17 protein-coding genes and 1 pseudogene are annotated in these 22,856 nt (G+C 56.2%); 7 read left to right on the plus strand and 11 right to left on the minus strand.

Annotated elements, in window-relative coordinates; genetic code table 11:
* Window positions 1-2 precede the first annotated feature (2 nt).
* Window positions 3-1,742 (plus strand): PTS fructose-like transporter subunit IIB, encoded by a 1,740-nt coding sequence (locus QRN31_RS05990; RefSeq protein WP_285430784.1) that lies wholly within the window; start codon window positions 3-5, stop codon window positions 1,740-1,742.
* Between the two features lie 163 nt (window positions 1,743-1,905).
* Entirely contained in the window at window positions 1,906-3,447 is a 1,542-nt protein-coding gene (locus QRN31_RS05995; RefSeq protein ID WP_285430785.1) for an alkaline phosphatase D family protein, read from the plus strand.
* Between the two features lie 131 nt (window positions 3,448-3,578).
* Here the strand turns inward: QRN31_RS05995 and QRN31_RS06000 are convergent, their stop codons facing one another.
* Window positions 3,579-6,107 (minus strand): PepSY domain-containing protein, encoded by a 2,529-nt coding sequence (locus QRN31_RS06000; RefSeq protein ID WP_285430786.1) that lies wholly within the window; start codon window positions 6,105-6,107, stop codon window positions 3,579-3,581.
* A gap of 233 nt (window positions 6,108-6,340) precedes the next feature.
* Entirely contained in the window at window positions 6,341-8,659 is a 2,319-nt protein-coding gene (locus QRN31_RS06005; RefSeq protein WP_285430787.1) for a TonB-dependent receptor, read from the minus strand.
* A gap of 204 nt (window positions 8,660-8,863) precedes the next feature.
* Between QRN31_RS06005 and QRN31_RS06010 the strand changes: the two genes are divergently transcribed.
* Together QRN31_RS06010 and QRN31_RS06015 are read left to right on the plus strand one after the other, a co-directional pair.
* Window positions 8,864-9,544 (plus strand): Fe2+-dependent dioxygenase, encoded by a 681-nt coding sequence (locus QRN31_RS06010; protein WP_285430788.1) that lies wholly within the window; start codon window positions 8,864-8,866, stop codon window positions 9,542-9,544.
* Window positions 9,541-10,308 carry a tetratricopeptide repeat protein gene (locus QRN31_RS06015; protein WP_285430790.1) on the plus strand — a complete coding sequence of 256 codons (768 nt, stop codon included), beginning with the start codon at window positions 9,541-9,543 and terminating at the stop codon, window positions 10,306-10,308. Before QRN31_RS06010 ends, QRN31_RS06015 begins: the two co-directional genes overlap by 4 nt.
* Window positions 10,309-10,509: 201 nt before the next feature.
* Here the strand turns inward: QRN31_RS06015 and QRN31_RS06020 are convergent, their stop codons facing one another.
* From QRN31_RS06020 to QRN31_RS06040, 5 genes are all read right to left on the minus strand, one after another.
* Window positions 10,510-11,673, minus strand: a complete 1,164-nt coding sequence (locus tag QRN31_RS06020) for a type III PLP-dependent enzyme (protein ID WP_285430792.1) — start codon at window positions 11,671-11,673, stop codon at window positions 10,510-10,512.
* A gap of 446 nt (window positions 11,674-12,119) precedes the next feature.
* Window positions 12,120-13,289: an osmoprotectant ABC transporter ATP-binding protein OsmV gene (locus tag QRN31_RS06025; protein WP_208670009.1), complete on the minus strand. Its 1,170-nt coding sequence runs from the start codon at window positions 13,287-13,289 to the stop codon at window positions 12,120-12,122.
* The gene (locus tag QRN31_RS06030) at window positions 13,286-13,939 is read right to left on the minus strand and encodes an ABC transporter permease (RefSeq protein WP_090175586.1); all 654 of its coding nucleotides are present in this window, start codon (window positions 13,937-13,939) and stop codon (window positions 13,286-13,288) included. The genes QRN31_RS06025 and QRN31_RS06030 overlap by 4 nt, the downstream gene beginning before the upstream one ends.
* A 12-nt stretch (window positions 13,940-13,951) precedes the next feature.
* On the minus strand, window positions 13,952-14,845 hold the full coding sequence (locus tag QRN31_RS06035) for a glycine betaine ABC transporter substrate-binding protein (protein WP_285430793.1): 894 nt from the start codon (window positions 14,843-14,845) through the stop codon (window positions 13,952-13,954).
* A 20-nt stretch (window positions 14,846-14,865) separates the two neighbouring features.
* Window positions 14,866-15,582, minus strand: a complete 717-nt coding sequence (locus tag QRN31_RS06040; RefSeq protein ID WP_090175580.1) for an ABC transporter permease — start codon at window positions 15,580-15,582, stop codon at window positions 14,866-14,868.
* Window positions 15,583-15,946: 364 nt separating this feature from the next.
* On the opposite strand from QRN31_RS06040, the gene QRN31_RS06045 reads away from it, so the two are divergent.
* Window positions 15,947-17,530: a peptide chain release factor 3 gene (locus tag QRN31_RS06045; protein ID WP_007942808.1), complete on the plus strand. Its 1,584-nt coding sequence runs from the start codon at window positions 15,947-15,949 to the stop codon at window positions 17,528-17,530.
* A 66-nt stretch (window positions 17,531-17,596) separates the two neighbouring features.
* On the opposite strand, the gene QRN31_RS06050 is transcribed toward QRN31_RS06045, so the two are convergent.
* The 4 genes from QRN31_RS06050 to QRN31_RS06065 form a co-directional block, all read right to left on the minus strand.
* Window positions 17,597-18,151, minus strand: a complete 555-nt coding sequence (locus QRN31_RS06050; protein WP_285430795.1) for a protein-tyrosine phosphatase family protein — start codon at window positions 18,149-18,151, stop codon at window positions 17,597-17,599.
* 74 nt (window positions 18,152-18,225) lie between these two features.
* On the minus strand, window positions 18,226-19,212 hold the full coding sequence (locus QRN31_RS06055) for a hypothetical protein (RefSeq protein WP_285430797.1): 987 nt from the start codon (window positions 19,210-19,212) through the stop codon (window positions 18,226-18,228).
* A 132-nt stretch (window positions 19,213-19,344) separates the two neighbouring features.
* Complete coding sequence (locus QRN31_RS06060; protein ID WP_285430798.1) at window positions 19,345-20,349, minus strand: alpha-xenorhabdolysin family binary toxin subunit B; 1,005 nt, start codon at window positions 20,347-20,349, stop codon at window positions 19,345-19,347.
* Window positions 20,350-20,367: 18 nt separating this feature from the next.
* Entirely contained in the window at window positions 20,368-21,468 is a 1,101-nt protein-coding gene (locus QRN31_RS06065; protein WP_285430799.1) for an alpha-xenorhabdolysin family binary toxin subunit A, read from the minus strand.
* A gap of 551 nt (window positions 21,469-22,019) precedes the next feature.
* On the opposite strand from QRN31_RS06065, the pseudogene prfC reads away from it, so the two are divergent.
* A pseudogene (gene prfC / locus QRN31_RS06070) lies at window positions 22,020-22,193 on the plus strand (peptide chain release factor 3); the annotation flags it as partial.
* Window positions 22,194-22,549: 356 nt separating this feature from the next.
* A complete protein-coding gene (locus QRN31_RS06075) occupies window positions 22,550-22,801 on the plus strand; it encodes a hypothetical protein (RefSeq protein ID WP_285430801.1) in 252 nt (83 codons plus the stop codon).
* Window positions 22,802-22,856: the final 55 nt, after the last annotated feature.

Raw genomic sequence — 22,856 nt, forward strand, 5'->3', positions numbered from 1 at the left:
ACATGAAGTTAGCCATTGTTACGGCCTGTCCGAACGGCATGGTCACCAGTGTGCTGTGCGCCCGTTTGCTCGATGCAGCGGCTCAGCGTCAGGGCTGGAGCACCTGCGTTGAAGTCAACGATGCGGCGCACCCGGAACGCCAATTGTCGGCGGCCACGATCGAGGGCGCCGAGTGGGTGTTGCTGGTCACCAGCGCCCCGGTCGACATGTCTCGATTCGTCGGCAAGCGCGTCTTCCAGAGCACGCCTGCACAGGCCTTGCAGGATGTCGAAGCGGTGCTGCGCCGAGGTGCAGAGGAGGCTCAGGTTTACATCGCTACCGAAGCCGTCGCCGAGTCGGTTGCTGTCGTGCAAAACGCGCCGCGACTGGTGGCGATCACGGCCTGCCCGACCGGCGTCGCGCACACGTTCATGGCCGCCGAAGCCTTGCAGCAAGCGGCCAAACGCCTGGGCTACGAGTTGCAAATCGAAACCCAGGGCTCGGTCGGTGCGCGCAATCCATTGAGCGCCGCCGCGATTGCCGATGCCGATGTGGTGTTGTTGGCGTGCGACATCGAAGTCGCTACCGAGCGTTTCGCTGGCAAGAAGATTTATCGTTGTGGCACTGGTATTGCCCTCAAGCAAGCTGAAGCGACACTGAAAAAAGCCCTGGCCGAAGGCAAGCAGGAAACCGCTGCCAGCGGCGCCCAAGGCCCGGCCAAGCAAGAGAAGACCGGCGTCTACAAACACCTGCTGACCGGTGTGTCGTTTATGTTGCCGATGGTGGTGGCGGGCGGCTTGATGATCGCCTTGTCCTTCGTGTTCGGCATCACCGCGTTCAAGGAGCCGGGCACGTTGGCGGCGGCGCTGATGCAGATCGGCGGCGAGACCGCGTTCAAGCTGATGGTGCCGCTGCTGGCGGGTTACATCGCCTACTCGATCGCCGACCGTCCGGGCCTGGCGCCGGGGATGATTGGCGGATTGCTGGCGAGCACTCTGGGCGCCGGATTTATCGGCGGGATCATTGCCGGTTTCATCGCCGGTTACGCGGCGCAGGCGATCAATCGATATGCACGTTTGCCGCAAAGTCTTGAGGCACTGAAGCCGATCCTGATCATCCCGTTGCTGGCGAGCCTGTTCACTGGCCTTGTGATGATCTACGTGGTGGGAAAACCGGTGGCGGGCATGCTCCTGGGGCTCACGCACTTCCTCGACAGCATGGGCACCACCAACGCGATTCTGCTCGGTGTGTTGCTGGGCGGCATGATGTGCGTCGACCTGGGCGGGCCGATCAACAAGGCGGCTTACGCGTTCTCGGTCGGGCTCCTGGCATCGCAGAGTTATGCGCCGATGGCCGCGACGATGGCCGCCGGTATGGTGCCGCCGATTGGCCTGGGCATCGCCACGTTCATTGCGCGTCGCAAATTCGCCCAGACCGAGCGCGAGGCGGGTAAGGCCGCGCTGGTCCTGGGGCTGTGCTTTATCTCCGAAGGCGCGATTCCGTTTGCCGCCAAGGACCCGCTGCGGGTGATTCCGGCGAGCATTGCCGGTGGTGCGCTGACCGGTGCGTTGTCGATGTATTTCGGCTGCAAACTGATGGCGCCGCACGGTGGCTTGTTTGTGTTGGCGATCCCGAATGCGATCAACCATGCGCTGCTGTATTTGCTGGCGATTGTGGCTGGCAGTCTGCTGACGGCGGTGGCGTATGCGCTGCTCAAACGGCCGGAAGTTGTCGAGCTGGCAATAGAGCCCGTCAACGCCTGACACAAAACCCTGTGGGAGCGAGCCTGCTCGCGATGACGATTTAACATCCAGCAGAAATTGTGACTGTTACACCGCTATCGCGAGCAGGCTCGCTCCCACAGGATCGCGTTTCACACGGGCGTCACGCGCGCGTGTTTAAGTTTTCCTTTTCAGGGAGAACACCATGAGCGAATTCGACCTCGGTCGCCGCCGTGTCATCCAGGCTGTCGGCGCCGGTCTGTTGCTTCCTGGTCTGGCGCCAGCAGTGATCGCGTCAGTCAAGGATCGTCCGCAACTTACCGACGGCGTGCAGTCCGGTGACTTGCTGGGCGATCGGGCGATGATCTGGAGTCGCTGCGACCGCCCGGCGCGGATGGTGGTGGAATGGGACACACGCAGCCTGTTCGGCAACCCCCGCCGACTCGTCTCGCCAGTGGCCGATGCGCGCAGCGATTTCACCGCTCGCGTGGAGCTCACCGGCTTGCCCGCCGACCAGGCGATTTTCTATCGAGTGTCCTTCGAAGATGCCCAGAGTGGCGCCGCCAGCGAACCCTGGTTCGGCCACTTGCGCAGCGTGCCGCAAGCCCGTCGCGCTATCCGTTTTGTCTGGAGCGGCGACACCGTCGGCCAAGGCTTTGGCATCAACCCCGACATTGGCGGCATGCGCATTTACGAAGCCATGCGCCTGCGCCTGCCGGACTTCTTTATCCACAGCGGCGACACTATCTACGCTGACGGCCCGGTGCCGGCGCAACTGACCACGGAAAGCGGCCGTGTGTGGCGCAACATCACCAGCGAAGCCAAGAGCAAGGTCGCTGAAACCCTCGACGACTATCGCGGCAATTACCGCTACAACCTGATGGACGAAAACATTCGTCGCTTCAACGCCGAAGTCCCGCAGATCTGGCAGTGGGACGACCATGAAGTGGTGAATAACTGGTCGCCGGGCAAGCAACTCGACGGGCGTTACCAAAGCAAAGATATCCACAGCCTGGTGGGCCGTGCGCGGCAAGCCTGGCTGGAATATGCACCGATGCGCCTGCAGAGCGCCGACGGTGGTGGGCGGATTTATCGCAAGCTCGGTTACGGGCCGTTGCTGGACGTGTTCGTGCTGGACATGCGCAGTTATCGAGGGGCCAATGACGACAACCTTGGCGGCGAAAAACCCTTTCTCGGTCGCGAGCAACTGGACTGGTTGAAGGCTTCGTTGAAAGGCTCCACCGCTCAGTGGAAAGTGATTGCCGCCGACATGCCGATTGGCCTCGGCGTACCGGACGGTGAAGTCAGCCCAGGAGTGGCGCGCTGGGAAGCGGTGGCCAACGGCGATCCCGGCCCGGCTCAGGGACGTGAACTGGAAATCGCCGAGTTGTTGGGTTTCTTGCGGGCGCAACAGGTGCGCAATTTCGTGTTCCTGACGGCGGATGTGCATTACTGCGCCGCGCATCATTACCACCCGGAACGTGCTGCTTTTCAGGACTTCGAACCGTTCTGGGAGTTTGTCGCCGGGCCGTTGAATGCGGGGAGTTTCGGCCCCAATCCGCTGGATAAAACCTTTGGCCCCGAGGTGATCTTCGAGAAAGCCCCGCCCGCGCAGAACACTTCGCCGTTTGCCGGGTTTCAGTTTTTTGGCGAGGTGAATATCGACGGGCAGACGGGGGAGATGAGTGTGGTGTTGCGAGATCTGGATGGGGTCGAGGTGTTTGAGCAGAAGTTGCAGCCAGTCTGAAAAAAGTCGCGAGCAGACGCAGATTCCTGTGGGAGTGAGCCTGCTCGCGATGGCGGTGTAATAGTCACTGTATTTGTTGAATGTTAAGCCGTCATCGCGAGCAGGCTCGCTCCCACAGGGATAGTGTCGGGTCAGTACACGTCGCGGCGGTAACGGCCTTGTTCTATCAGCCGGTCTACTTCTTCAATGCCGAGCGTTTCGTTGAGCACGTGATCCACCCCTGAAGCCATGCCTTGCAGGCTGCCACAGATGTAGATCACGGCACCTTCAGCCAGCCATTGCTTCAACGTTTCGGTGGACTCGCGCAGTCGATCCTGCACGTAGATCTTTTCGGCCTGATCCCGCGAAAATGCCAGGTCCAGTCGCTCGATGTCCCCTGAGATCAGCCACTCTTCGAGTTCGTCGCGACACAGGTAATCGTGTTCGCGGTTGCGCTCGCCAAACAACAGCCAATGGCGTTGTTGTCCATCGGCAATCCGCGCTTTCAACAAGCTGCGCAGTCCCGCGAGACCGGTGCCGTTGCCCAGCAAAATCATAGGCACTGGCTCGGTAGGCAAATGGAAACCGCTGTTACGTCGCACCCGCATACTGACGGTGCTGCCCACTGGCGCATGCTCGGTCAGCCAGCCGGAAGCGACGCCCAGGCTGCCGTCCGGATGCACTTCCTGACGCACGATCAGTTCCAGCACGCCGTCCGCCGCTATCGAGGCGATGGAGTATTCGCGCATGGCCAATGGCACCAGGGCGTCCAACAGCGCCTGGGCGTGCAGGCCGACCAGATGCGTTCGGTTCTCGGGCAATTGGCGACTTGCCAGGGCCTGCTCCAGGGGTTGTGTCAGGCCATCGTAGGTCACCGTGGCCCGGCCTTCGATGCCCAGGCCATCAAGGAAGTGCTCGATCGCCCATGAACTATTGCGTGGCAGCACTTCCACCAGGTCACCGGCCAGCCAGCTGCTGCTGGTCGGGGCTGCAAGGCCCAGCAAGTACACCGGCGAGCCGCTGCTGTCCGGGTTCATCAATTCGCGGCGGGTCAGGGTCCAGTTGTCGTAGCTCGGCGCCTGCCAGGTGTCGGCCGGTGTTTGTCCGGTCAGCAGACCCAGCTGTTGTTGCCAGTGACGCAGGGCATACGGATCGCCACTGTCGACTTCCACTGGCGCGAACAAGGTCTTGCCGCCGTGCTCGCCTAGCCAGCTATGCAGGCGTCGGGCGAAGCCGCAGAAGTGTTGATACTGACGATCACCCAGGCCCAGTACCGCGTAGTTCAGGCTCTCCAGGCTCGGCGCCCGGCCCAGCACTTTGCGTTCGAAACCGCGGGCACTGTCCGGTGCTTCGCCGTCGCCGAAGGTGCTGACCACGAACAATGCGTTGCTGGACTCACGCAAATCCTGTTCGCTGACTTTCGCCAGCGGCTGAACTTTCACCGGCACGCCGGCCGCCTGCAACTGTCCTGCGGTCTGCCACGCCAGTTGTTCGGCAAACCCGCTTTGGCTGGCGAAGCCGATCAACCAGGCTGGCGTGTTGCTGCCCGTTTGCGCGAAGCCTTTGCGGGCATCGTTGATCTGTTTTTTCTTGCGCCGACGGTCGAGGTACAGCAACCAGCCGGTGATGAAAAACAACGGCATGGTCAGCGCGCTGATGGTCAGGATGATCCGCCCGACAATGCCGAAATAGCTGCCCACGTGCAGCGCGTAAATGCTGGTCAGCAGTTGTGCCTTGAGGCTCTTGTCGCTGTAACGCTCAATCCGTTTGACCACGCCAGAGGCTGGATCAAGGGTGATCTGGTTCAACGCGCGATTGTGCGGCGAGGTCTTCAACAGATAGAACACAGTGGCGGGTTGCCCGGCCACTGGCGGCATGCGGATGTTATAGGCACTGAGTGCCGGACCGGCAGCGCTGTAGATGCTGCTCCACATCAACGCGTAATCGGCGGTCGGTGCCGGGCCGCTTGGTGCAGGGCCACGCCCGCCGCGCATGCGCTCGTTTTGCGGGGCATCGGAAAGCAGTCGGGTCAGGCCTTTGTTGTACCACTCATAGGACCACGACAATCCGGTCAGCGCCGCCAACAGGTAAAACACCAGGCACCACGTACCGGCCACCGAGTGCAGGTCCCAGTTGAAGCTACGGCCCTTTTTCTTCCAGTCGAGGGTCAGCCAGGCGCGCCAGTTTTTCCACTGGCGTGGCCAGCGCAGGTACAGACCCGAGAGGCAGAAGAACACCAGGATCAGCGTGCACGCGCCGGTGATTTGCCGACCGGTATCGCCCATGGCGAGGAAGCGGTGAAGTTGCAGCATGAAGCCGAAGAAGTCTTGCCCGGTGGCATCGCCCATGAACTCGGCGGTGTACGGGTCGAAATAACGCATCTCGCCACGGCGCTCGCCGGGCGGTGGCGTGAAGAACACCTTGGCCGCAGCACCGCTGTCGGTCTCGACACTGAGCATGGAGACTTTTTTACCGGAAGCGGCTTCGATGCGCTCGACCAGTTCGACAGGGGGCAGCACGCCTGCCACCTGCTTCTCGACCTGCAACACAGAAGGGTTCAGCACGCTCAGGATTTCATCCTGAAACGATACCGTCGCCCCGGTGATGCCCATCAGGGCCAGGACCAGCCCGGCGCTGATGCCGAAAAACCAGTGCAACTGGAACAGGGTTTTCTTCAACACATCGCTCGCCTTGTTCGTTCGAAAATTGTCATCACGGCGCGCATTATGCCGTGGGTGGTCGAGAAGCATTCTTTTTTACGCACGAAAGCCCCGTTCATATAGATGAACGGGGCCTGACCTTTAATTGCCAGCCACTCCTTGTGGGAGCGAGCCTGCTCGCGAATGCGGTGGGTCAGCCAACACAAATGTTGAATGTGGCGCCCTCATCGAGAGCAGGCTCGCTCCCACATTTTTTAGAAGTGGAAGTTGGTGCTCAGCAATGCCGTACGGCCCGCCGCCTGATTGGCGAAGTGGGTCGAGAAGGCTTTGTCGTAATAGGTTTCGTCGGTCAGGTTCTGCACGTTCAGTTGCAGGTCGACGTTTTTGCTCAGCTTGTAGGCCACCATCGCGTCGTAACGAACGTAGGAATCAACCATGGTGGTGTTGGCCACGCTACCGAATACATCGTCGACGTAGAACGCACCGCCACCGACGGTCAGCTTCGGCGTGACCTGATAGGTGGTCCACAGGCTGGCGCTGTTTTTCGGCGTGTTAGGCAGTTCGTTGCCATCGTTGGCCGCGCCCAGTGGGCCGCCGTCGACTTGCTCGCTGTCCATGTAGGCGTAACCGGCGAACACTTGCCATTTGTCGGTGATCTTGCCGCTGGCCGAGAGTTCGACCCCCTGGACGCGGGTTTTGCCGGCGTTTTCAAAGGACGTGGTGTCGACTTGAACGCGGGCGTTATCTTTCTCGGTGCGGAAGATATCGGCGGTCAGCGACAGACGATCGTTCAACAGGTCCCACTTGGTGCCGATTTCGTAGTTCTTGGTGGTTTCCGGCTCCATGTCGCTTTTCAGCAAGTTGCCGTTGCGGTCCGGCGTGCCACCCAGCGGGTTGCCTTCCTGACCTTCGCCCAGGGTGTTGCCCGGCGGGGTGGCGGAGGTGGCGTAGGACGCATAGATGCTGCCGTTTTCTGCGGGCTTGTAGACCACGCCGAACTGGCCAGTCACGAACTCGCTGGTGTCATCGCCCTTGGACGTGGTCACGCTGGAGGCGTTGAAGGTTTTGTAGTCGGTGTCGAAATGGTCGTAACGCAGCCCCATGTTCACCAGCCATTGCTTGGACAGCTCCAAGGTGTCGAACGCATACAGCGCGTAGGTGTTGGCCTTGGTGTCGGTCCCGGCGTAGTTGCGCGAGATGGCACCGTTCCATGGATCGTTCGGGGCCGGGTTGGACAGCGAGGTGCAGTTGTAGCCGCTCCGTGCGCCGATGATTGCTGGATTGCAGTTGGTGGTCACAGCCGCCGTTGCCGGCGTGGTGTCGGTGTTGACGTTGTACGAGGACTTGCGGCTTTCCTCGTGGCTCAACTCGATACCGGTGGCGAAGCTGTTCTTGAACCCGGCGATGTAGACGTCACCGAACAGATCTGTCTGGTTGGTGGTGGTCTCGGTGTTGCTGACGCGGGTGTTGGCCCGACGCCAGACGCTGCCGTTGTTGACGTTGCCCTTGCTGTCGTCCGGCTGGGTCAGGATGTAGTCCTGCATGCTGGTGCCGTGGCGCAAGGTGTTTTTGACGGTCAGCGCGTCGTTCAGGTCGTGCTCGATGGCGAAGGTCGCCGTGTCGGTACGGCCCTTGCGGAAATCGCGATCGTTCAAGCCGTAGAAGTTGCTGCTGTTGCCGCCGTCGTTGGGTTTATCCGGGTTCGACTTGGTACGTGCGGTCGAGCCTGCGACAGGAATGGTGTACGGAATGCCCGAGTCTGGCGTGTCGTTGCTTTCCAGATGGTAGTAATCGAGGTTAACCCGGGTGTCGGTGCCCAGACCGAACGCCAACGACGGCGCGACGCCCCAGCGGTCGTAATCGACGCTGTCACGGCCAGCGACGTTGCTCTCGTGGCTCATCAGGTTCAGACGGCCAGCGGCGGTATCGGTGAACTGGTAGTTACCGTCCAGGGTGTAACGCTGGGTCTGGTCCGAACCCCAGGTAAATCCACCGTCCAGCGAGTCGCCCAGGTGCGCCTTCTTGCTCACCAGGTTGATGCTGCCACCCGCCGCGCCACGGCCGCCAATGGCCGAGTTCGGGCCTTTGCTGACTTCGATCGACTCGACCGCGAAAATCTCGCGGCTTTGCGAGCCGGTGTCGCGCACGCCATCCAGATAAGTATCGCCCTGGGCGTCGAAACCACGAATGAACGGACGGTCGCCTTGTGGGTTGCCGCCTTCACCGGCACCAAAGGTGATGCCAGGAACGGTGCGCAGCGCGTCCTGCATATTGAGCGCGCCGGTGTCCTTGAGGACTTGTTGCGGGATAACGGTGACCGAACGTGGCGTGTCTACCAACGGTGCGGTGTACTTGGGCGAGGAAGCTTTTTCGACGTTGTAGGAAGTCGCATCCTGGGCTTCGCCAGTGATAGCGGTGGCGCCAAGGGAAATCGAATTGCCCGGTGCTTTTTCGTTGGTTTTTTCAGCCGCGAAGACCATATGGCCGGCAGAGCTGGCAGTGATCGCCACGCCAATTGCAGATGCGAGCAAACGTGGTGAATTGACCGGTAATTTTGATTGTTGGCGTGACATGTGAATTCCCCTCCCAAGGATTTGAGGCCGCGGAATATAGGGTAAACAAGTATTTGTATCAATTGCGAAACGTTATTATTCGCGCCGAATTTACATTCTTTACACTTTGACCCAACGGTTTTTACGAGCTCGTTCGTGATGGGGTTTTACACGGGCAATAAGAATCAATACCATTGACGCCTCTTTGTTCTCAGGTGCCACCCCATGCTGCTGCACATTCCCGGCGTGTTCGCGAAAGAAGAAGTGCAGCGCATCCGCGAGGCGCTGGAGCAGGCGGACTGGGCCGACGGTAAAATCACCGCCGGTTACCAGTCGGCCAAAGCCAAGCACAATCTGCAGCTGCCCGAAGGCCATCCACTGGCCAAGGAGGTGGGCGCGGCGCTGCTTGAGCGGCTGTGGAAGAATCCGCTGTTCATGTCCGCCGCGTTACCGCACAAAGTCTTCCCTCCATTGCTGAACTGTTACACGGCCGGTGGCAGTTTCGACTTCCATATCGACAACGCCGTGCGCCAGCCGAAAAACAGCATCGAGCGCGTGCGCACTGACCTCTCGGCGACGTTGTTCTTCAGTGAACCTGAGGATTACGACGGTGGTGAACTGGAAATCCAGGACACCTTCGGCACCCAGCGCGTGAAGTTGCCGGCCGGTGACATGGTCCTGTATCCGGGCACCAGCCTGCACAAGGTCAATGCCGTGACACGCGGCACCCGCTACGCCTCTTTCTTCTGGACCCAAAGCCTGGTGCGAGAAGACAGCCAGCGCGCCTTGCTGTTCGAGATGGATGGCGCGATCCAGCAATTGACGCAGGACATGCCTGATCATCCTTCACTGATTCGCCTCACCGGCACTTACCACAACTTGTTGCGCCGCTGGGTCGACGTATGAGTTTCCAATTGCGCCGCGAAGAAGTCCTCGACGGTGATTCACTCAAGGCCATGCTCGACGAAAGCCCCGCACGCGCAGCCCAGGCGATTCTGATCGCCGCGCGCGAAAACATACTCGAAGCTCAGGCGCTGCTCGGACAGATCCTGCTGGACGGGCAGGGCATCGCGCAGGATCATCCGCTGGCACTGCGCTGGTTCGAGATTGCCGCTCAACGCGGGCACTTGATGGCGCGCAACATGCTCGGTCGTTGTCATGAACATGGCTGGGGTTGTGCTGCTGATGCATCGGTTGCGGCGGGGCATTATCGAATCGCCGCCGAAGCCGGTCTTGATTGGGCGATGTACAACTATGCCAACCTGCTGGCGACCGGGCGCGGGGTGATGGAGGATCAGGCGCAAGCGCTGCATCTTTATCGCCTCGCCGCCGAACTGGGCCATGCGAAGTCGATGAACCTGTTGGGGCGGTATCTGGAAGAAGGACGGGTTTGTCCGAGGGATCTAACGGGCGCTCGCGACTGGTATCGACGTTCGGCGGTTGGCGGAGATTTCCGCGGGCAATTCAGTTATGCCGCAGTGCTGGCCGAGGCGGGGAGTGGCGAAGAGGCGTTGATCTGGTTGCGTAAGGCATTGGCTGGTGGAAATCTGAATTTCCTGCGAGTTGCGAGCAAGAGCCTGGCAAACGCAGAGAATCCACAATTTCGCACGCTGGCACCCGAATATGCCCAACGTGTTATCGAACTTGAGCGGCAACTGACACCGCTGTAACGCAGACACAAAAAAGCCCATGACACGTCAAAGATCGTTCCCACGCTCTGCGTGGGAATGCCTCAACGGACGCTCTGCGTTCGGCTTTGACTGGACGCGGAGCGTCCTGGGCTGCATTCCCACGCAAAGCGTGGGAACGATCAGTCGGACACAAAAAAGCCCATGACACGTCATGGGCTTTTTGATTTCTGTGTTTTGCGTTTACACGTAAAACGACTTCAACGGCGGAAAGCCATTGAATTCAACCGCGCTGTAGCTGGTGGTATAGGCACCGGTCGACAACCAGTACAAACGATCACCAATCGCCAGGTTCAGCGGCAAACCGTACTTGTAGTTTTCGTACATGATGTCGGCGCTGTCGCAGGTCGGGCCGGCGATGACCACTTCTTCCATCTCGCCTTTCTTCTCGGTCCAGATCGGGAACTTGATGGCTTCGTCCATGGTTTCGATCAGGCCGGAGAACTTGCCCACGTCCGTGTATACCCATCGCTCTACCGCGGTACGGGATTTACGAGCGACCAGCACCACTTCACTGACCAGGATGCCAGCGTTGGCGATCAACGAACGGCCTGGTTCCAGAATGATTTCCGGCAAGTCGTCACCGAAGTCTTCCTTGAGGAAACGGATGATTTCTTCTGCGTAGGTTTCCAGGCTGTTGGTGCGGGTGATGTAGTTGGCCGGGAAGCCGCCACCCATGTTGATCAGCTTCAGGTGGATGCCGTCTTCTTCCTTCAGGCGCTCGAAGATCACTTTGACCTTGGCGATTGCCGCGTCCCAGACGCTGATGTCGCGCTGTTGCGAGCCGACGTGGAACGAGATGCCGTAAGGCACCAGGCCCAGGTCGCGAGCGAGGATCAGCAGGTCCATGGCCATGTCGGTCTGGCAGCCGAATTTGCGCGACAGAGGCCAGTCAGCGGTGGTCGAGCCTTCGGTGAGGATACGCACGTAGACTTTCGAACCCGGAGCAGCCTTGGCGATGTTGCGCAGGTCGGCTTCGGAGTCGGTGGCATACAGACGCACGCCCTTGTCGTAGAAGTAGCGGATGTCCTTGGATTTCTTGATGGTGTTGCCGTAGCTGATGCGATCCGGGCCAACGCCCTGGTTCATCACTTTGTCGAGCTCATAGATCGAAGCGATGTCGAAGTTCGAGCCTTTCTCTTTGAGCAGGTCGATGATTTCGACGGCCGGGTTGGCCTTGACCGCGTAGTAGACCTTGGCGAAATCGAAACCGGCGCGCAGGTCGTCATAGGCCTGGCTGATCATCGCGGTGTCGATCACCACGAACGGGGTTTCTTGTTTGTCGGCGAACGCCTTCATTTTGTTGAAGGTATCGCGCGCGAAATAGTCTTCGACGTTGATCGACATACTTGGGAGCTCCTACTGGCAAACGTTAGTAATCAATGGGTGCAAATGAACGTCCTCCGTATCCCCACTTTGGTTCGCCTACTTCCCAAGGCATGTCGCCGAAAGCAAAAAGGCCATGGGGAGCGGTGCTTCCCTTGGCCTTGCTGTCTCGTCGTCAGTACTTGAGCCGGATGGATCGTTTCCAGCATGGACGTTCGGCGCGAACTTTAGGGCGTGAGGGGCTTGAGATCAACTAAAAATGTCGCGTTTTTGCACGCTTCCGTCGTGCGGTCCTCGACAGTTACTGATGTAACCGACCTGCATGACAGTGTGATGTTCCCTCAAACGATCGTTCCCGCGCTCTGCGTGGGAATGCATCAAGAGACGCTCTGCGTCTCAAAGAGGGGGACGCAGAGCGTCCGGGGCGGCATTCCCACGCGGAGCGTGGGAACGATCAGTGCGGGAGGTCAGACCATTGCAGCCTGTTCGGCAACTTCGGCCGGCGAAACAATGCTGGTCTTGCCGCCACGGGACTTACCGGAGCTCAGATACTCGGCAATCGATTCCTGCGTCACTTCACCAAGGAACACGCGCTCGGCATCCATCACCGGCAACCACGAGCGATTGAACTCGTACATGCGCGACAGCAGGATGCGCAAATGTTCGTCGAATGCCGCCGTGGCATTGAACTCGCGCAAGTATTGCGCACACGTCCCGGTCTGACGGTGCAGGTCGCGACGTCGTACATAACCGAGCGCCTTGTTCTCACCGTCGGTGACCACCACGTAGCGACGGTCCAGTTCGTCCATCAGCTCCAGCGCTTCGGCCACAGGCGTTTGCGGGCTGACCGACGGCGCGTTGTCCGCCGCGTCTTCGGCTTTCACCAGCAACAGGCGCTTGAGGGTGCTGTCCTGGCCAACGAAGTTGCTGACAAAGTCATCCGCCGGGTGCGCAAGCAGGGTGTCCGGGTGATCGATCTGCAACAGCTTGCCGGCGCGGAAGATCGCAATCTTGTCGCCCAGCTTGATCGCTTCGTCGATGTCGTGGCTGACCATGATCACCGTCTTGTTCAGCGCCCGTTGCATCTCGAAGAACTCGTTCTGGATCATCTCGCGGTTGATCGGGTCGACCGCGCCAAACGGTTCGTCCATCAACAACAACGGGGCATCGGCCGCCAGCGCACGAATCACGCCGATCCGCTGCTGCTGGCCACCCGACAACTCACGCGGGTAGCGATTCAGGTACTGCTTGGGCTCGAGCTTGATCATGCTCATCAACTCGCGAGCGCGGTCGTGGCATTTCTGTTTGTCCCAGCCGAGAAGACGAGGAACGATGGTGATGTTTTCCTCGATGGTCATGTTCGGGAACAGACCGATCTGCTGGATCACATAGCCGATGTTGCGGCGCAGGGTCACCGCGTCGAGATCGGTGGTGTCTTCGCCGTTGATCAGGATCTTGCCGGAGGTCGGCTTGATCAGGCGGTTGATCATCTTCAGCGTGGTGCTTTTGCCGCAGCCCGATGGCCCGAGGAACACACAGATTTCGCCTTCATTGACGGTCAGGCTTACCGAGTCCACGGCTTTTACGTCTTTGCCGTTGCTTTGGAAGGTCTTGCTGAGGTTTTGAAGTTCGATCATTTGAGCAGTCCTTTTGGAGTCAGCGTGCGTTGCAGCCATTGCAGAAGCAGGTCGGCGAAGATGGCCAGGAGACTGACCAGCACGGCGCCGACGATCAGCATCGACATGTCGCTGCGGCTGATTGAAGCGAGAATGAGTACACCGAGGCCACCGGCGCCGATGGTCGCAGCGATGGTCATGACACCAATGTTCATGACCACGGCGGTGCGCACGCCAGCGAGGATCACCGGCACCGCGATGGGCAGTTCGACCATGCGCAGGCGCTGGCCGAAGGTCATGCCGATGCCGCGGGCGGCTTCGCGAATACCAGGGTCGACGCCGGTCAGCGCCAGGTAGGTGTTACGCATGATCGGCAGCAGCGAATACAGAAACACCGCGGTGATCGCCGGCATCGGGCCCAGGCCCTGGCCGAACTTTGAGTAGAACGGCAGCAGCAGGCCGAACAAGGCAATCGACGGCACCGTCAGCAACACCGTGGCGCTGGCTTGCAGCGGACCGGCGAGTGTAGGGAAGCGCGTCATCAGGACGCCGAGCGGCACGCCAACGAGGATCGCCAGCGTCACCGCAATGCCGACCAGAGTGATGTGCTGCCAGGTCAGGTGCAGCACCAGCGGCCAGTCGAGATGGGAAAAGGCGTTCAAAAATTCCATGGCTTTTCCTCCTCAGTTGATAGGGTGCTGGCGCAGGAAATCTGCGGCAACGGATGAAGGGCTTTCGTGATCGACATCGACCCGCGCGTTGAGCTGGCGCATGGTGGCGTCGTCGAACAGTTCAGCCAGCGGCTTGATCTCTTGCGCCAGTTGCGGATGGGCGTCGAGGTAGTCCTGACGCACCACGGGCGCGGCGGTGTAATCCGGGAAATAGTGCTTGTCGTCTTCGAGCAGCTTGAGCTTGAAGGCGTTCAAACGACCATCGGTGGTGTAGACCAGACCGGCAAACACCTGGCTATTGCGCAACGCGGTGTAAACCAGCCCGGCGTCCATCTGGCGGATGTTCTTGCGGGTCAGGTTCATGCCGTAGAGCTCGACCATGCCGTCCAGTCCGTCGGAACGGTTGGCAAACTCGGTGTCGAGCGCCACCAGGTGATCTGACTTCGCCTCAGCCTGCAACACCGTGTTCAGCTCGCTGATGGTGTTGATCTGCGGATAAGCCTTCGCGGTTTTTTCCGGCAGCGCCAGGGCGTAGGTGTTGCTGAACTTCGACGGAGTGAGCCAGACCAGGCCTTTTTTCGCGTCGAGTTCTTTCACCTTGGCGTAGGACTGGGCGCTGTCGAGCTTGTCCGTGATGTGGTTGTACGCCACCAGCGAGACCCCGGTGTATTCCCACATCAGATCCAGCTGACCACTTTCGTGGGCGCTACGGGCCAGGTTACTGCCCAGACCGCCGGTGACTTGAGTGTCATAACCCTTGGTGCGCAGGTATTGAGAGGTGATTTCGGCCAGCAGGGTCTGTTCGGTGAACACCCGGGCGCCGATGCGGATTACCGGTTTTTCAGCGGCTTGGGCGATTCCTGCGAACAGCAGGGCGCAGCCCAATATAAAGGTCAGTCGTTTCATGATTATTCCTTTGCCGAGGCTTAAGACGGGCGTAGGCCGCGTTCGAGCCAGAGGCGGCTGGCGAGTGTCACCAGGCCGTCGAGCAGCAAGGCCAGCAAGGCGGTGCAGGCCGCGCCGAGCAGCAGTTGCGGCTGATTATTCAGGGCGATGCCAGGGAAAATCAGGCTGCCCAGGCTGTTGGCGCCAATCAGGAACGCCAGCGGTGCCGTCCCGACGTTGATCGCCAGGGCCACGCGCACGCCACCAATGATGATCGGTACGGCGTTGGGTAATTCGACCCGCCACAGCACCTGAGTCGGTGTCATGCCGATACCGACCGCCGCTTCTTTGAGTGAACCCTGGACGTTTTTCAGGCCTTCATAGGTGTTGCGCACGATCGGCAACAGCGAGGCGAGGAACAGGGCGAAGATCGCGGGGCCGCTGCCGATGCCCAGAATCCCCAGGGCGATGGCGAGTACGGCGAGAGGCGGCACAGTGTTGCCGATGTTGAAGATCTGCATGAAGCGTTCAGCACGGTCGACCATGGTCGGGCGGCTGAGGAAGATACCGGCGGGTATGCCCACGACAAGGGCGGCCAGCATGGAGACAAGGACGAGAATCAGATGAGCTTGCAGGTAAAACAACAAATCGTCGCGGTAATGTTCGATCGTATTGATGCCAATCCAGTGGACCAGCAGGGCCAGGAGAGCGACGACAACCGCACCTCCAATAAGCCCCTTGCCATAGCGAATAGCCACAGGCGGACTCCTTTTTTTCTTGGTCGGCGAACGCAGTCCTTTGTGGCAATGCCATTGCTGGCTGCCGGTCATAAGCGTTCGCGAAAAGCAGCGCGTTCTATGTCCGCAAAGGGACATGAATCGAGCCATAAGCGCAGCCTCGTCAGGCTAACTTGCAGATTTTTCAAACCCTGCTACGAGTGCTGTAACAGGGGAGTGGACGCCTCCACCTTTTAAAAGGTTCCATATTTAGCAGCATTTAGCCACCGTTGATCCTTCAGGGAGCCGTCAATCGCCATTGGCGACAGGGCGAACGGTGGTCCGTCGATGCCGGTTTGCGCTATACTCGCCGCCCTTTTTTGAATCACCTGCCAGGCGATTTCCCATGACCAAACAGGCCGCCGAAGTCGCGAAACGCCGCACTTTCGCCATTATTTCCCACCCCGATGCCGGTAAAACCACCATCACCGAGAAGCTCTTGCTGATGGGCAAGGCGATTGCGATTGCGGGCACGGTGAAGTCTCGCAAGTCCGACCGCCATGCCACTTCCGACTGGATGGAAATGGAAAAACAACGGGGTATTTCCATTACCACGTCGGTCATGCAGTTCCCGTATCGCGACCACATGATCAACCTGCTCGACACCCCGGGCCACGAAGACTTCTCCGAAGATACCTACCGCACACTGACGGCGGTGGACTCGGCCTTGATGGTTCTCGACGGCGGTAAGGGTGTAGAGCCACGGACCATCGCGCTGATGGACGTTTGTCGTCTGCGTGACACGCCGATCGTCAGCTTCATCAACAAACTCGACCGCGATATCCGCGACCCGATCGAGCTGCTCGACGAGATCGAAGCGGTCCTCAAGATCAAGGCTGCGCCGATCACCTGGCCGATCGGTTGCTACCGCGACTTCAAGGGCGTGTATCACCTCGCCGACGACTACATCATCGTGTACACCGCCGGTCACGGCCACGAGCGCACCGATGTGAAAATCATCGAGAAGCTCGACTCCGATGAAGCTCGCGCGCATTTGGGCGACGAATACGATCGTTTCGTCGATCAGCTGGAACTGGTGCAGGGCGCCTGCCACGAGTTCAACCAGCAGGAATTCCTCGACGGTCAACTGACCCCGGTGTTCTTCGGTACGGCCTTGGGCAACTTCGGTGTCGATCACGTGCTCGACGCTGTGGTCAATTGGGCGCCGAAACCGTTGGCCCGCGTCGCCAACGAGCGCACCGTTGAGCCAGTCGAAGAGAAATTCGCCGGCTTCGTGTTCAAGATCCAGGCGAACATGGACCCTAAACACCGCGACCGTATCGCCTTCATGCGTATCTGCTCCGGCAAGTACGAAAAGGGCATGAAGATGCGCCACGTGCGCACCGGCAAGGACGTGCGGATCGGCGATGCGCTGACCTTCTTCTCCTCCGAGCGTGAGCAGCTGGAAGAGGCGTTTGCCGGCGACATCATCGGTTTGCACAACCACGGCACCATCCAGATCGGCGACACCTTCACCGAAGGCGAAGTCCTGGGTTTCACCGGCATCCCGCACTTCGCCCCGGAACTGTTCCGTCGTGTGCGTCTGCGTGACCCGCTCAAATCCAAGCAACTGCGCCAGGGCTTGCAGCAATTGGCGGAAGAGGGCGCGACCCAGGTGTTCTTCCCCGAGCGCAGCAACGACATCATCCTCGGCGCCGTGGGTGTGCTGCAGTTCGATGTGGTCGCCAGCCGCTTGAAAGAGGAATACAAGGTCGAGTGCTCCTACGAGCCGATCACCGTGTATTCCGCGCGCTGGATTGATTGCGACGATAAGAAGAAGCTTGAGGAATTCCGGGTCAAGGCCGTGGAAAACCTGGCGGTCGACGGCGGTGGTCACCTGACCTACCTGGCGCCGACACGGGTCAACCTGGCGCTGATGGAAGAGCGCTGGCCGGATGTGAAATTCCGTGCGACGCGTGAGCATCACTAAGCGCTGCAGGAGCGAATAGAGAGTGGTCATGATGGCCACTCTCATTTTCAAAGCGGGGCTGTCTTACTACGGGTTTTGTAGTTTGTAGAGTGCGCGCAGGCTTTTTTCCTGGTCATCGATTTCTGCAGTAGACGCGGCGATAACGGCTTCTAGCTTGGAGGCCGCACTTCCTTTGGGAAGTTTGTATATTTCATAAGCCGTCATCATCGTCCCTGTTCTTCCCTGGCCAAAGCCACAATAGACCAAAACATTCCCTTTGCTCAGGGCACTATCGATTGCCTTGCAACCCTGCATGAGCTCTTGGGCTGTAGGGGTATTAAAGTCTTTAACTTCAAGATGGTGATAGGTGATACTTTCCTTGCTTAATTCAGATGCACTAGTGCCCTCTAATAGCTTTTGATTCAGGCTGATAATGCCTTTGATTCCGTAGTTTTTTAGAAGTGTAATAGCCGAGGCGTCAAATTTTTGAAGCGTGTCATCCTTGTCGTTATAGTAGGGTTGTGAACTTCGGAATACCTTGGTCGTGCCTTTATCGAATGTCACCCAGTTTTGGTACACAACCAATTTGCCATGCGATAGTTTTGCTACGTAGCCTGGGAGCGTGCTGACTTTTATTTTCATTTTAATTCTCGTTGTTTAATTATTCAGGTCCATAAAGTGCGGGGAGATGCTCGAGCGAATTTAGGTGTGTTTTTTTACTGCCTAATCACGGGTTGAGCACCTAGGGTTGTTTTTACATTGTTCCAGTCTTCCATGATTTTTTTCATTCTTACCCTAAAGACTTTAAGCATCTTTATGTCTTTGATAGTGTTGACATTGTCTTTTGAATTAAGAATAAAGCTGCTCGTTTCTATCCAGAGTAATTCAAATTTTGACAGGGCTGGCTGCACGCGAGATATGGATTCAGAAAGTTCTAAGAAAGCCATTAGTAGGTGACCAAATATCAGAGGTGAACTAACCTCCTCATGCTTTGCTTTGGCTAGAGCATTTCGCAGGTCTAAAAACATTTTTTCTTCAAAGAGTGCTTTTTCGATAGATATTCCATTTTTTTTCCCTTCTTCTATTCTTGTGCGAGCGTCATTTATTGAGGATGTTTCGCGCGGGTAACTAAAGGCTAGCGCTCCCTCAACATTGGGGCGCACGTTGTTAGCTAATAGAAACTTTAGTTTTGACACCTTGCTTTGAAATGTAGAGACGTCATCCAGAGCGCCGGAAATGGACTCTCGAAGTGCGTCCATATGACTTGAAAAGCTCTGCACACAACCAGAATCTTCAATGCTCAATAGCGAAGAGTTAAAGTCATCTATCTGTGCCTGGCTGAGGTTTTGAGTGTTGGTGCCTGCGGAGGTGCCATCGATTGCCTTAATGACTGAGTCGCCAAAAAGTTGAATATTTTCCGCTATATTTAATAGTTTACTTCGTACGGCTAAAGTCTCTGCACCAAGATATTTGCGTGTGTTTGAATAGGTAATGGTGTCTTGAGCGAATTGTTCAAGCTTCTTGCTGTCGCCTGACCAGTAGTGCGGCAGATGAGGCCAGCACTCCTCAAACCAACTGACAGAGCCGAGAAGTGCGCACAGCCATCCTTCGGAATTTTCAATTAACGCCCAATAGCTCCACTTCGTATCTAAGCAGGTAGACGCCTCTTCTTCTAGGAAAAGATTGATTGTTGAACTATCCATGTTGTGTTCCTCGTTATAAAATTCGACTTGTCAAATAGGTAGGTTGAGCTATGTCATGTTTACAACTGACTCCCTGAAAACACCAGGAAATGCACTTTTTGTCGCGGTTAAGAGTATTGGCTGCTTACATGGTTACGCGTCGCGTAACCAATAATACGCGAGTGAGTCAATATGGTCCGGGAACGCAGGGTAATTTTCCAGAAGCTTATCTGCCACGGCAACCAGTCCTTCCGTAGTAGTTAAATCGCTATTTATAAAAAAAACATGGGTTATAAGTTTTGTAAGTGTGTCAATAATTTTTTGGCTTTCTACTACATAAAGCTTACGGGGGTCGATAATGTCAAAAAGTGCCATCAGTTGTGATTTTTTGTCATCTATAATGTTGACCTGTTTTTGCTCGTAGTTCATTTGTGACTGCCAGATGTTAATTTCACCGGACAGTTTGTCGCGCGCCTCAATCAAGTTATTATACTTAAGGTTCTCATTCGCAATGTTAAGCAGGCTTTGCGCAATATTCATACCTGCCTTGACCGCCGTTTTCGTCTTTTCAGAGGGTTGGTCAACAACTTCTGTGACTGCTTTTTGTAGCTCGTCAAAAATTGGCTGACCTCTATCGATGAACGTTTTTGACTGGAACTCGATGATTGCCTTTTCAAGCACGTCATATTGCTCCCGAAGGGTGCTTAGTTTTTTTTGGTCGCTGGGAAGGTTGCTTAATAATTTGATGCGCTCAGATTCCAGAGTGGAAAGCTCCCCAGAATAGTCGGAGATAGTAGCTGTTTCAAAATTACCCAAAGTAGCCTTCATTCGGCGGGTAAGCGCTTCAAGTTCTGACTTGAGTGTTTCAAGAGCCTTTTTCAGCTCCTTTTTAAAAGGGATGATAGTAGACTCTTGAACGTTGCTCTTGAGGACTTTTAAGTAGTCTCTGATTTCGCTGTCATCCAAAATGCTTGATACGTTGCTTAGGGATTCATTAAAAACTCGATCGGCATCGTCGAGTGAGATTTTAATGCTTTGGAACTCTTGACTTAGCGCTGGAATATAGGCGTTGCTCAGTTTGATGTTCGCGTACTCGCGTATCAGGATGCGCGCTTTTAGAATGTTAGGTTTACAGCAGGGGAGCAATTCGATGGTCATTTTTTTCGTCCTCCAAAATTAGTTTCTTTGGCTAAAGGCGGTTGTCATATCTGCCATGTAATCATTGATTTTTTTCCATCGATTGAGCACAGTGGTCATTTTTATAATAAAGATGGTAAGTTCACTGAAATCTTTAGTTTTGCTCAGTATGTTTTTCGATGCGATCACTTCCTTAAGCGTTGTACCCCACAGTGTCTCAATTTGCATCAAGCCTTCGATGGCGCCGCGTGTAAAAATGCCAAGGCTACGCATCGCGGATTGAATGTTATTAAGTACTGCGGCTACTTTTTGTAGCTCGGCTTGCCTGGATAATAACGTGTTTTCTTCGTTTTGCAGGTCGTTGATTTTAGAATTATATCCCCTGTCTCGATCGCCAAAATATAAGGCGCACAGCGGTACACCTATCAGTGGATTTAAAATAGTGGCAAACATAAACCACTCGCCAACGCTATATTTTGATTCTTTTCTTAGATCACTGATCGAATTGTTAATGGCGACAAGTTTTACCGTGATGTCTCTTAGTTCTTGCAATGTCTTTGATGCGAGTGCTTTCGCAGTCTTCTGACCCACATCTACTTCAATCGAATTCAGGTTTTTGTCAAATTCCACTAATTGGTCTTTTATTTTAGTTGCTTCAGTTTGTTTGCTCTGAATGGATTGAATGATTGAGGTTACGTACTCGTCGATAGTCGCATACGTGTTTTTTGTATTGGTATCTCCCTCGTCTAGAGGGGATCGAAACATACTGATCTGATCTTCCGTCAGGCTACTGGTTTTAAGTGCATAATCATTGTAACCCTCCATTTCTTTGATTTCGTCAATTGCAGGTTCTGTATAGTCCTTAAGGTCGCCTGCAAATCTTTTAAGAGAAACAGCAACCTTTATGATGTCAGTTTCTAGAGTTGACCACTGACTGGCATGCCTATTGATATTGACAAACGTGGTCAAAAGATCTGCAGCGCTAATGCCATCGTCGTTAACGGCACCGTGATACGCAATGTTGATGCTGTCTAGTGTCGTGGGAAGTGATAATCCAGTATTTACATACTTTCTTACTTTATCGACATCGTTGCTGGTTACTTTGGCGTTCGGAGGGGTGTACTCAATATCGGTGCTCATGGGGTGTTCCTTTTATTAAATGGCGTTAATACGTTGTCGAATTTAGCAAGCACTCTTAAAACGGTATACTGTCATTTGTGACAGTTGACAATTTGCATTTATAGGCTTGTTCATGGTGTGGTAGGAATAGCGCAATAAAAACAAAAATTTAGGCGCGCTAGGGATTTTAGTGTTGTTGCTTTATATTAAAATTCCATAGGTTCGCCTCATCAATCCAGCGGATGAGTCAACAATTTAGTAATAATAAATGCTGGAGTGATTTCCTATTGAAATAGTTCGTTGTCGAATCAATGCTTTACTATTACATTACGGTGTTGGTTTTTAGTCGATTATCACGGAGTCAGCATCAAAGGCCGCGGCACTATCCAAGTCGTCAACTCGGTTTGGTCCAAGGCTTTAGTAAGCGTTGGACTAACCTGACTGACCATTTTTTGGCGAGAGTCGCGTATTGGGTCTAGCTTTTGGGATGCAGGATGAAACCCACCTATTGAAAAGAAGAGTTCCGTGAGGGTTTTTCAACGAGCCATTCATGTAGTGCTGTTGGGTGCTGTATCGACTGCAGCGACAAGAAGAAGCTTGAGGCCTTCTCCAACAAGGCGGTGGAAAACCTGGCGGTCGACGGCGGTGGCCACCTGACCTACCTGGCGCCGACACGGGTCAACCTGGCGCTGATGGAAGAGCGCTGGCCGGATGTGAAATTCCGTGCGACGCGTGAGCATCACTAAGCGCTGAGCTGAGCTGAGCTGAAACACCGAAAGCCCCGTTGCGAAAGCACCGGGGCTTTTTATTGCCTGAAGCAATCCCCTTGTGGGAGCGAGCTTGCTCGCGATGGCGTCCGTTCAGTCGCCTGTAGTGTTGAATAGATGACCGCAATCGCGAGCAAGCTCGCTCCCACACGGGATCGTTTCAGGATTCGAAATAACTGTTCGCCATAGCGATTATTCAAAACCAATCTCCCCATCAGCGGCATTCCGTCTATTCATTAGCGTCCTATCTGGAGAACTGCGCCGATCAAGACTAGATTTCAATCAGCGCTCCAACAGGCAACCATGCTTTACCTCAAGAAAGGATGGATTCGGCTATGAGCATTTTTCAACGCGTTGTGTTGTTGCTAAAGGTTTTGGTGATGCTGTCCGTAAGCATGTCTGCAGCTTGGGCGCAGTGCACGGATCAGGGAGAACATGCGTCCAGCGGGCAGGCGATGCACACGGGCCAGATGATTGCCAAATCCGAATCGGAACCGGGCGATCAGGATCAGGGCGGAAGCAAAGGCGATGACGATTCGACCACGGACGAGCCCGACAGTGACGAAGCGGACGACGGTCAGACCTAGCCGCTAAATCGCGGGCAAAAGAAAACCCCTTCTGCTCCGATTGATGCGCAATCGA

Source organism: Pseudomonas sp. fls2-241-R2A-110 (assembly GCF_030209165.1).
GTDB lineage: Bacteria > Pseudomonadota > Gammaproteobacteria > Pseudomonadales > Pseudomonadaceae > Aquipseudomonas.

What these genes read in the sequence shown, in the direction of transcription:
- QRN31_RS05990 (WP_285430784.1), top strand. Translation starts at nt 3, where the DNA reads ATGAAGTTAGCCATTGTTACGGCCTGTCCGAACGGCATGGTCACCAGT.
- QRN31_RS05995 (WP_285430785.1), top strand. Translation starts at nt 1,906, where the DNA reads ATGAGCGAATTCGACCTCGGTCGCCGCCGTGTCATCCAGGCTGTCGGC.
- QRN31_RS06005 (WP_285430787.1), bottom strand. Translation starts at nt 8,659, where the DNA reads ATGTCACGCCAACAATCAAAATTACCGGTCAATTCACCACGTTTGCTC.
- QRN31_RS06010 (WP_285430788.1), top strand. Translation starts at nt 8,864, where the DNA reads ATGCTGCTGCACATTCCCGGCGTGTTCGCGAAAGAAGAAGTGCAGCGC.
- QRN31_RS06015 (WP_285430790.1), top strand. Translation starts at nt 9,541, where the DNA reads ATGAGTTTCCAATTGCGCCGCGAAGAAGTCCTCGACGGTGATTCACTC.
- QRN31_RS06020 (WP_285430792.1), bottom strand. Translation starts at nt 11,673, where the DNA reads ATGTCGATCAACGTCGAAGACTATTTCGCGCGCGATACCTTCAACAAA.
- QRN31_RS06025 (WP_208670009.1), bottom strand. Translation starts at nt 13,289, where the DNA reads ATGATCGAACTTCAAAACCTCAGCAAGACCTTCCAAAGCAACGGCAAA.
- QRN31_RS06030 (WP_090175586.1), bottom strand. Translation starts at nt 13,939, where the DNA reads ATGGAATTTTTGAACGCCTTTTCCCATCTCGACTGGCCGCTGGTGCTG.
- QRN31_RS06035 (WP_285430793.1), bottom strand. Translation starts at nt 14,845, where the DNA reads ATGAAACGACTGACCTTTATATTGGGCTGCGCCCTGCTGTTCGCAGGA.
- QRN31_RS06045 (WP_007942808.1), top strand. Translation starts at nt 15,947, where the DNA reads ATGACCAAACAGGCCGCCGAAGTCGCGAAACGCCGCACTTTCGCCATT.
- QRN31_RS06050 (WP_285430795.1), bottom strand. Translation starts at nt 18,151, where the DNA reads ATGAAAATAAAAGTCAGCACGCTCCCAGGCTACGTAGCAAAACTATCG.
- QRN31_RS06055 (WP_285430797.1), bottom strand. Translation starts at nt 19,212, where the DNA reads ATGGATAGTTCAACAATCAATCTTTTCCTAGAAGAAGAGGCGTCTACC.
- QRN31_RS06060 (WP_285430798.1), bottom strand. Translation starts at nt 20,349, where the DNA reads ATGACCATCGAATTGCTCCCCTGCTGTAAACCTAACATTCTAAAAGCG.
- QRN31_RS06065 (WP_285430799.1), bottom strand. Translation starts at nt 21,468, where the DNA reads ATGAGCACCGATATTGAGTACACCCCTCCGAACGCCAAAGTAACCAGC.
- QRN31_RS06075 (WP_285430801.1), top strand. Translation starts at nt 22,550, where the DNA reads ATGAGCATTTTTCAACGCGTTGTGTTGTTGCTAAAGGTTTTGGTGATG.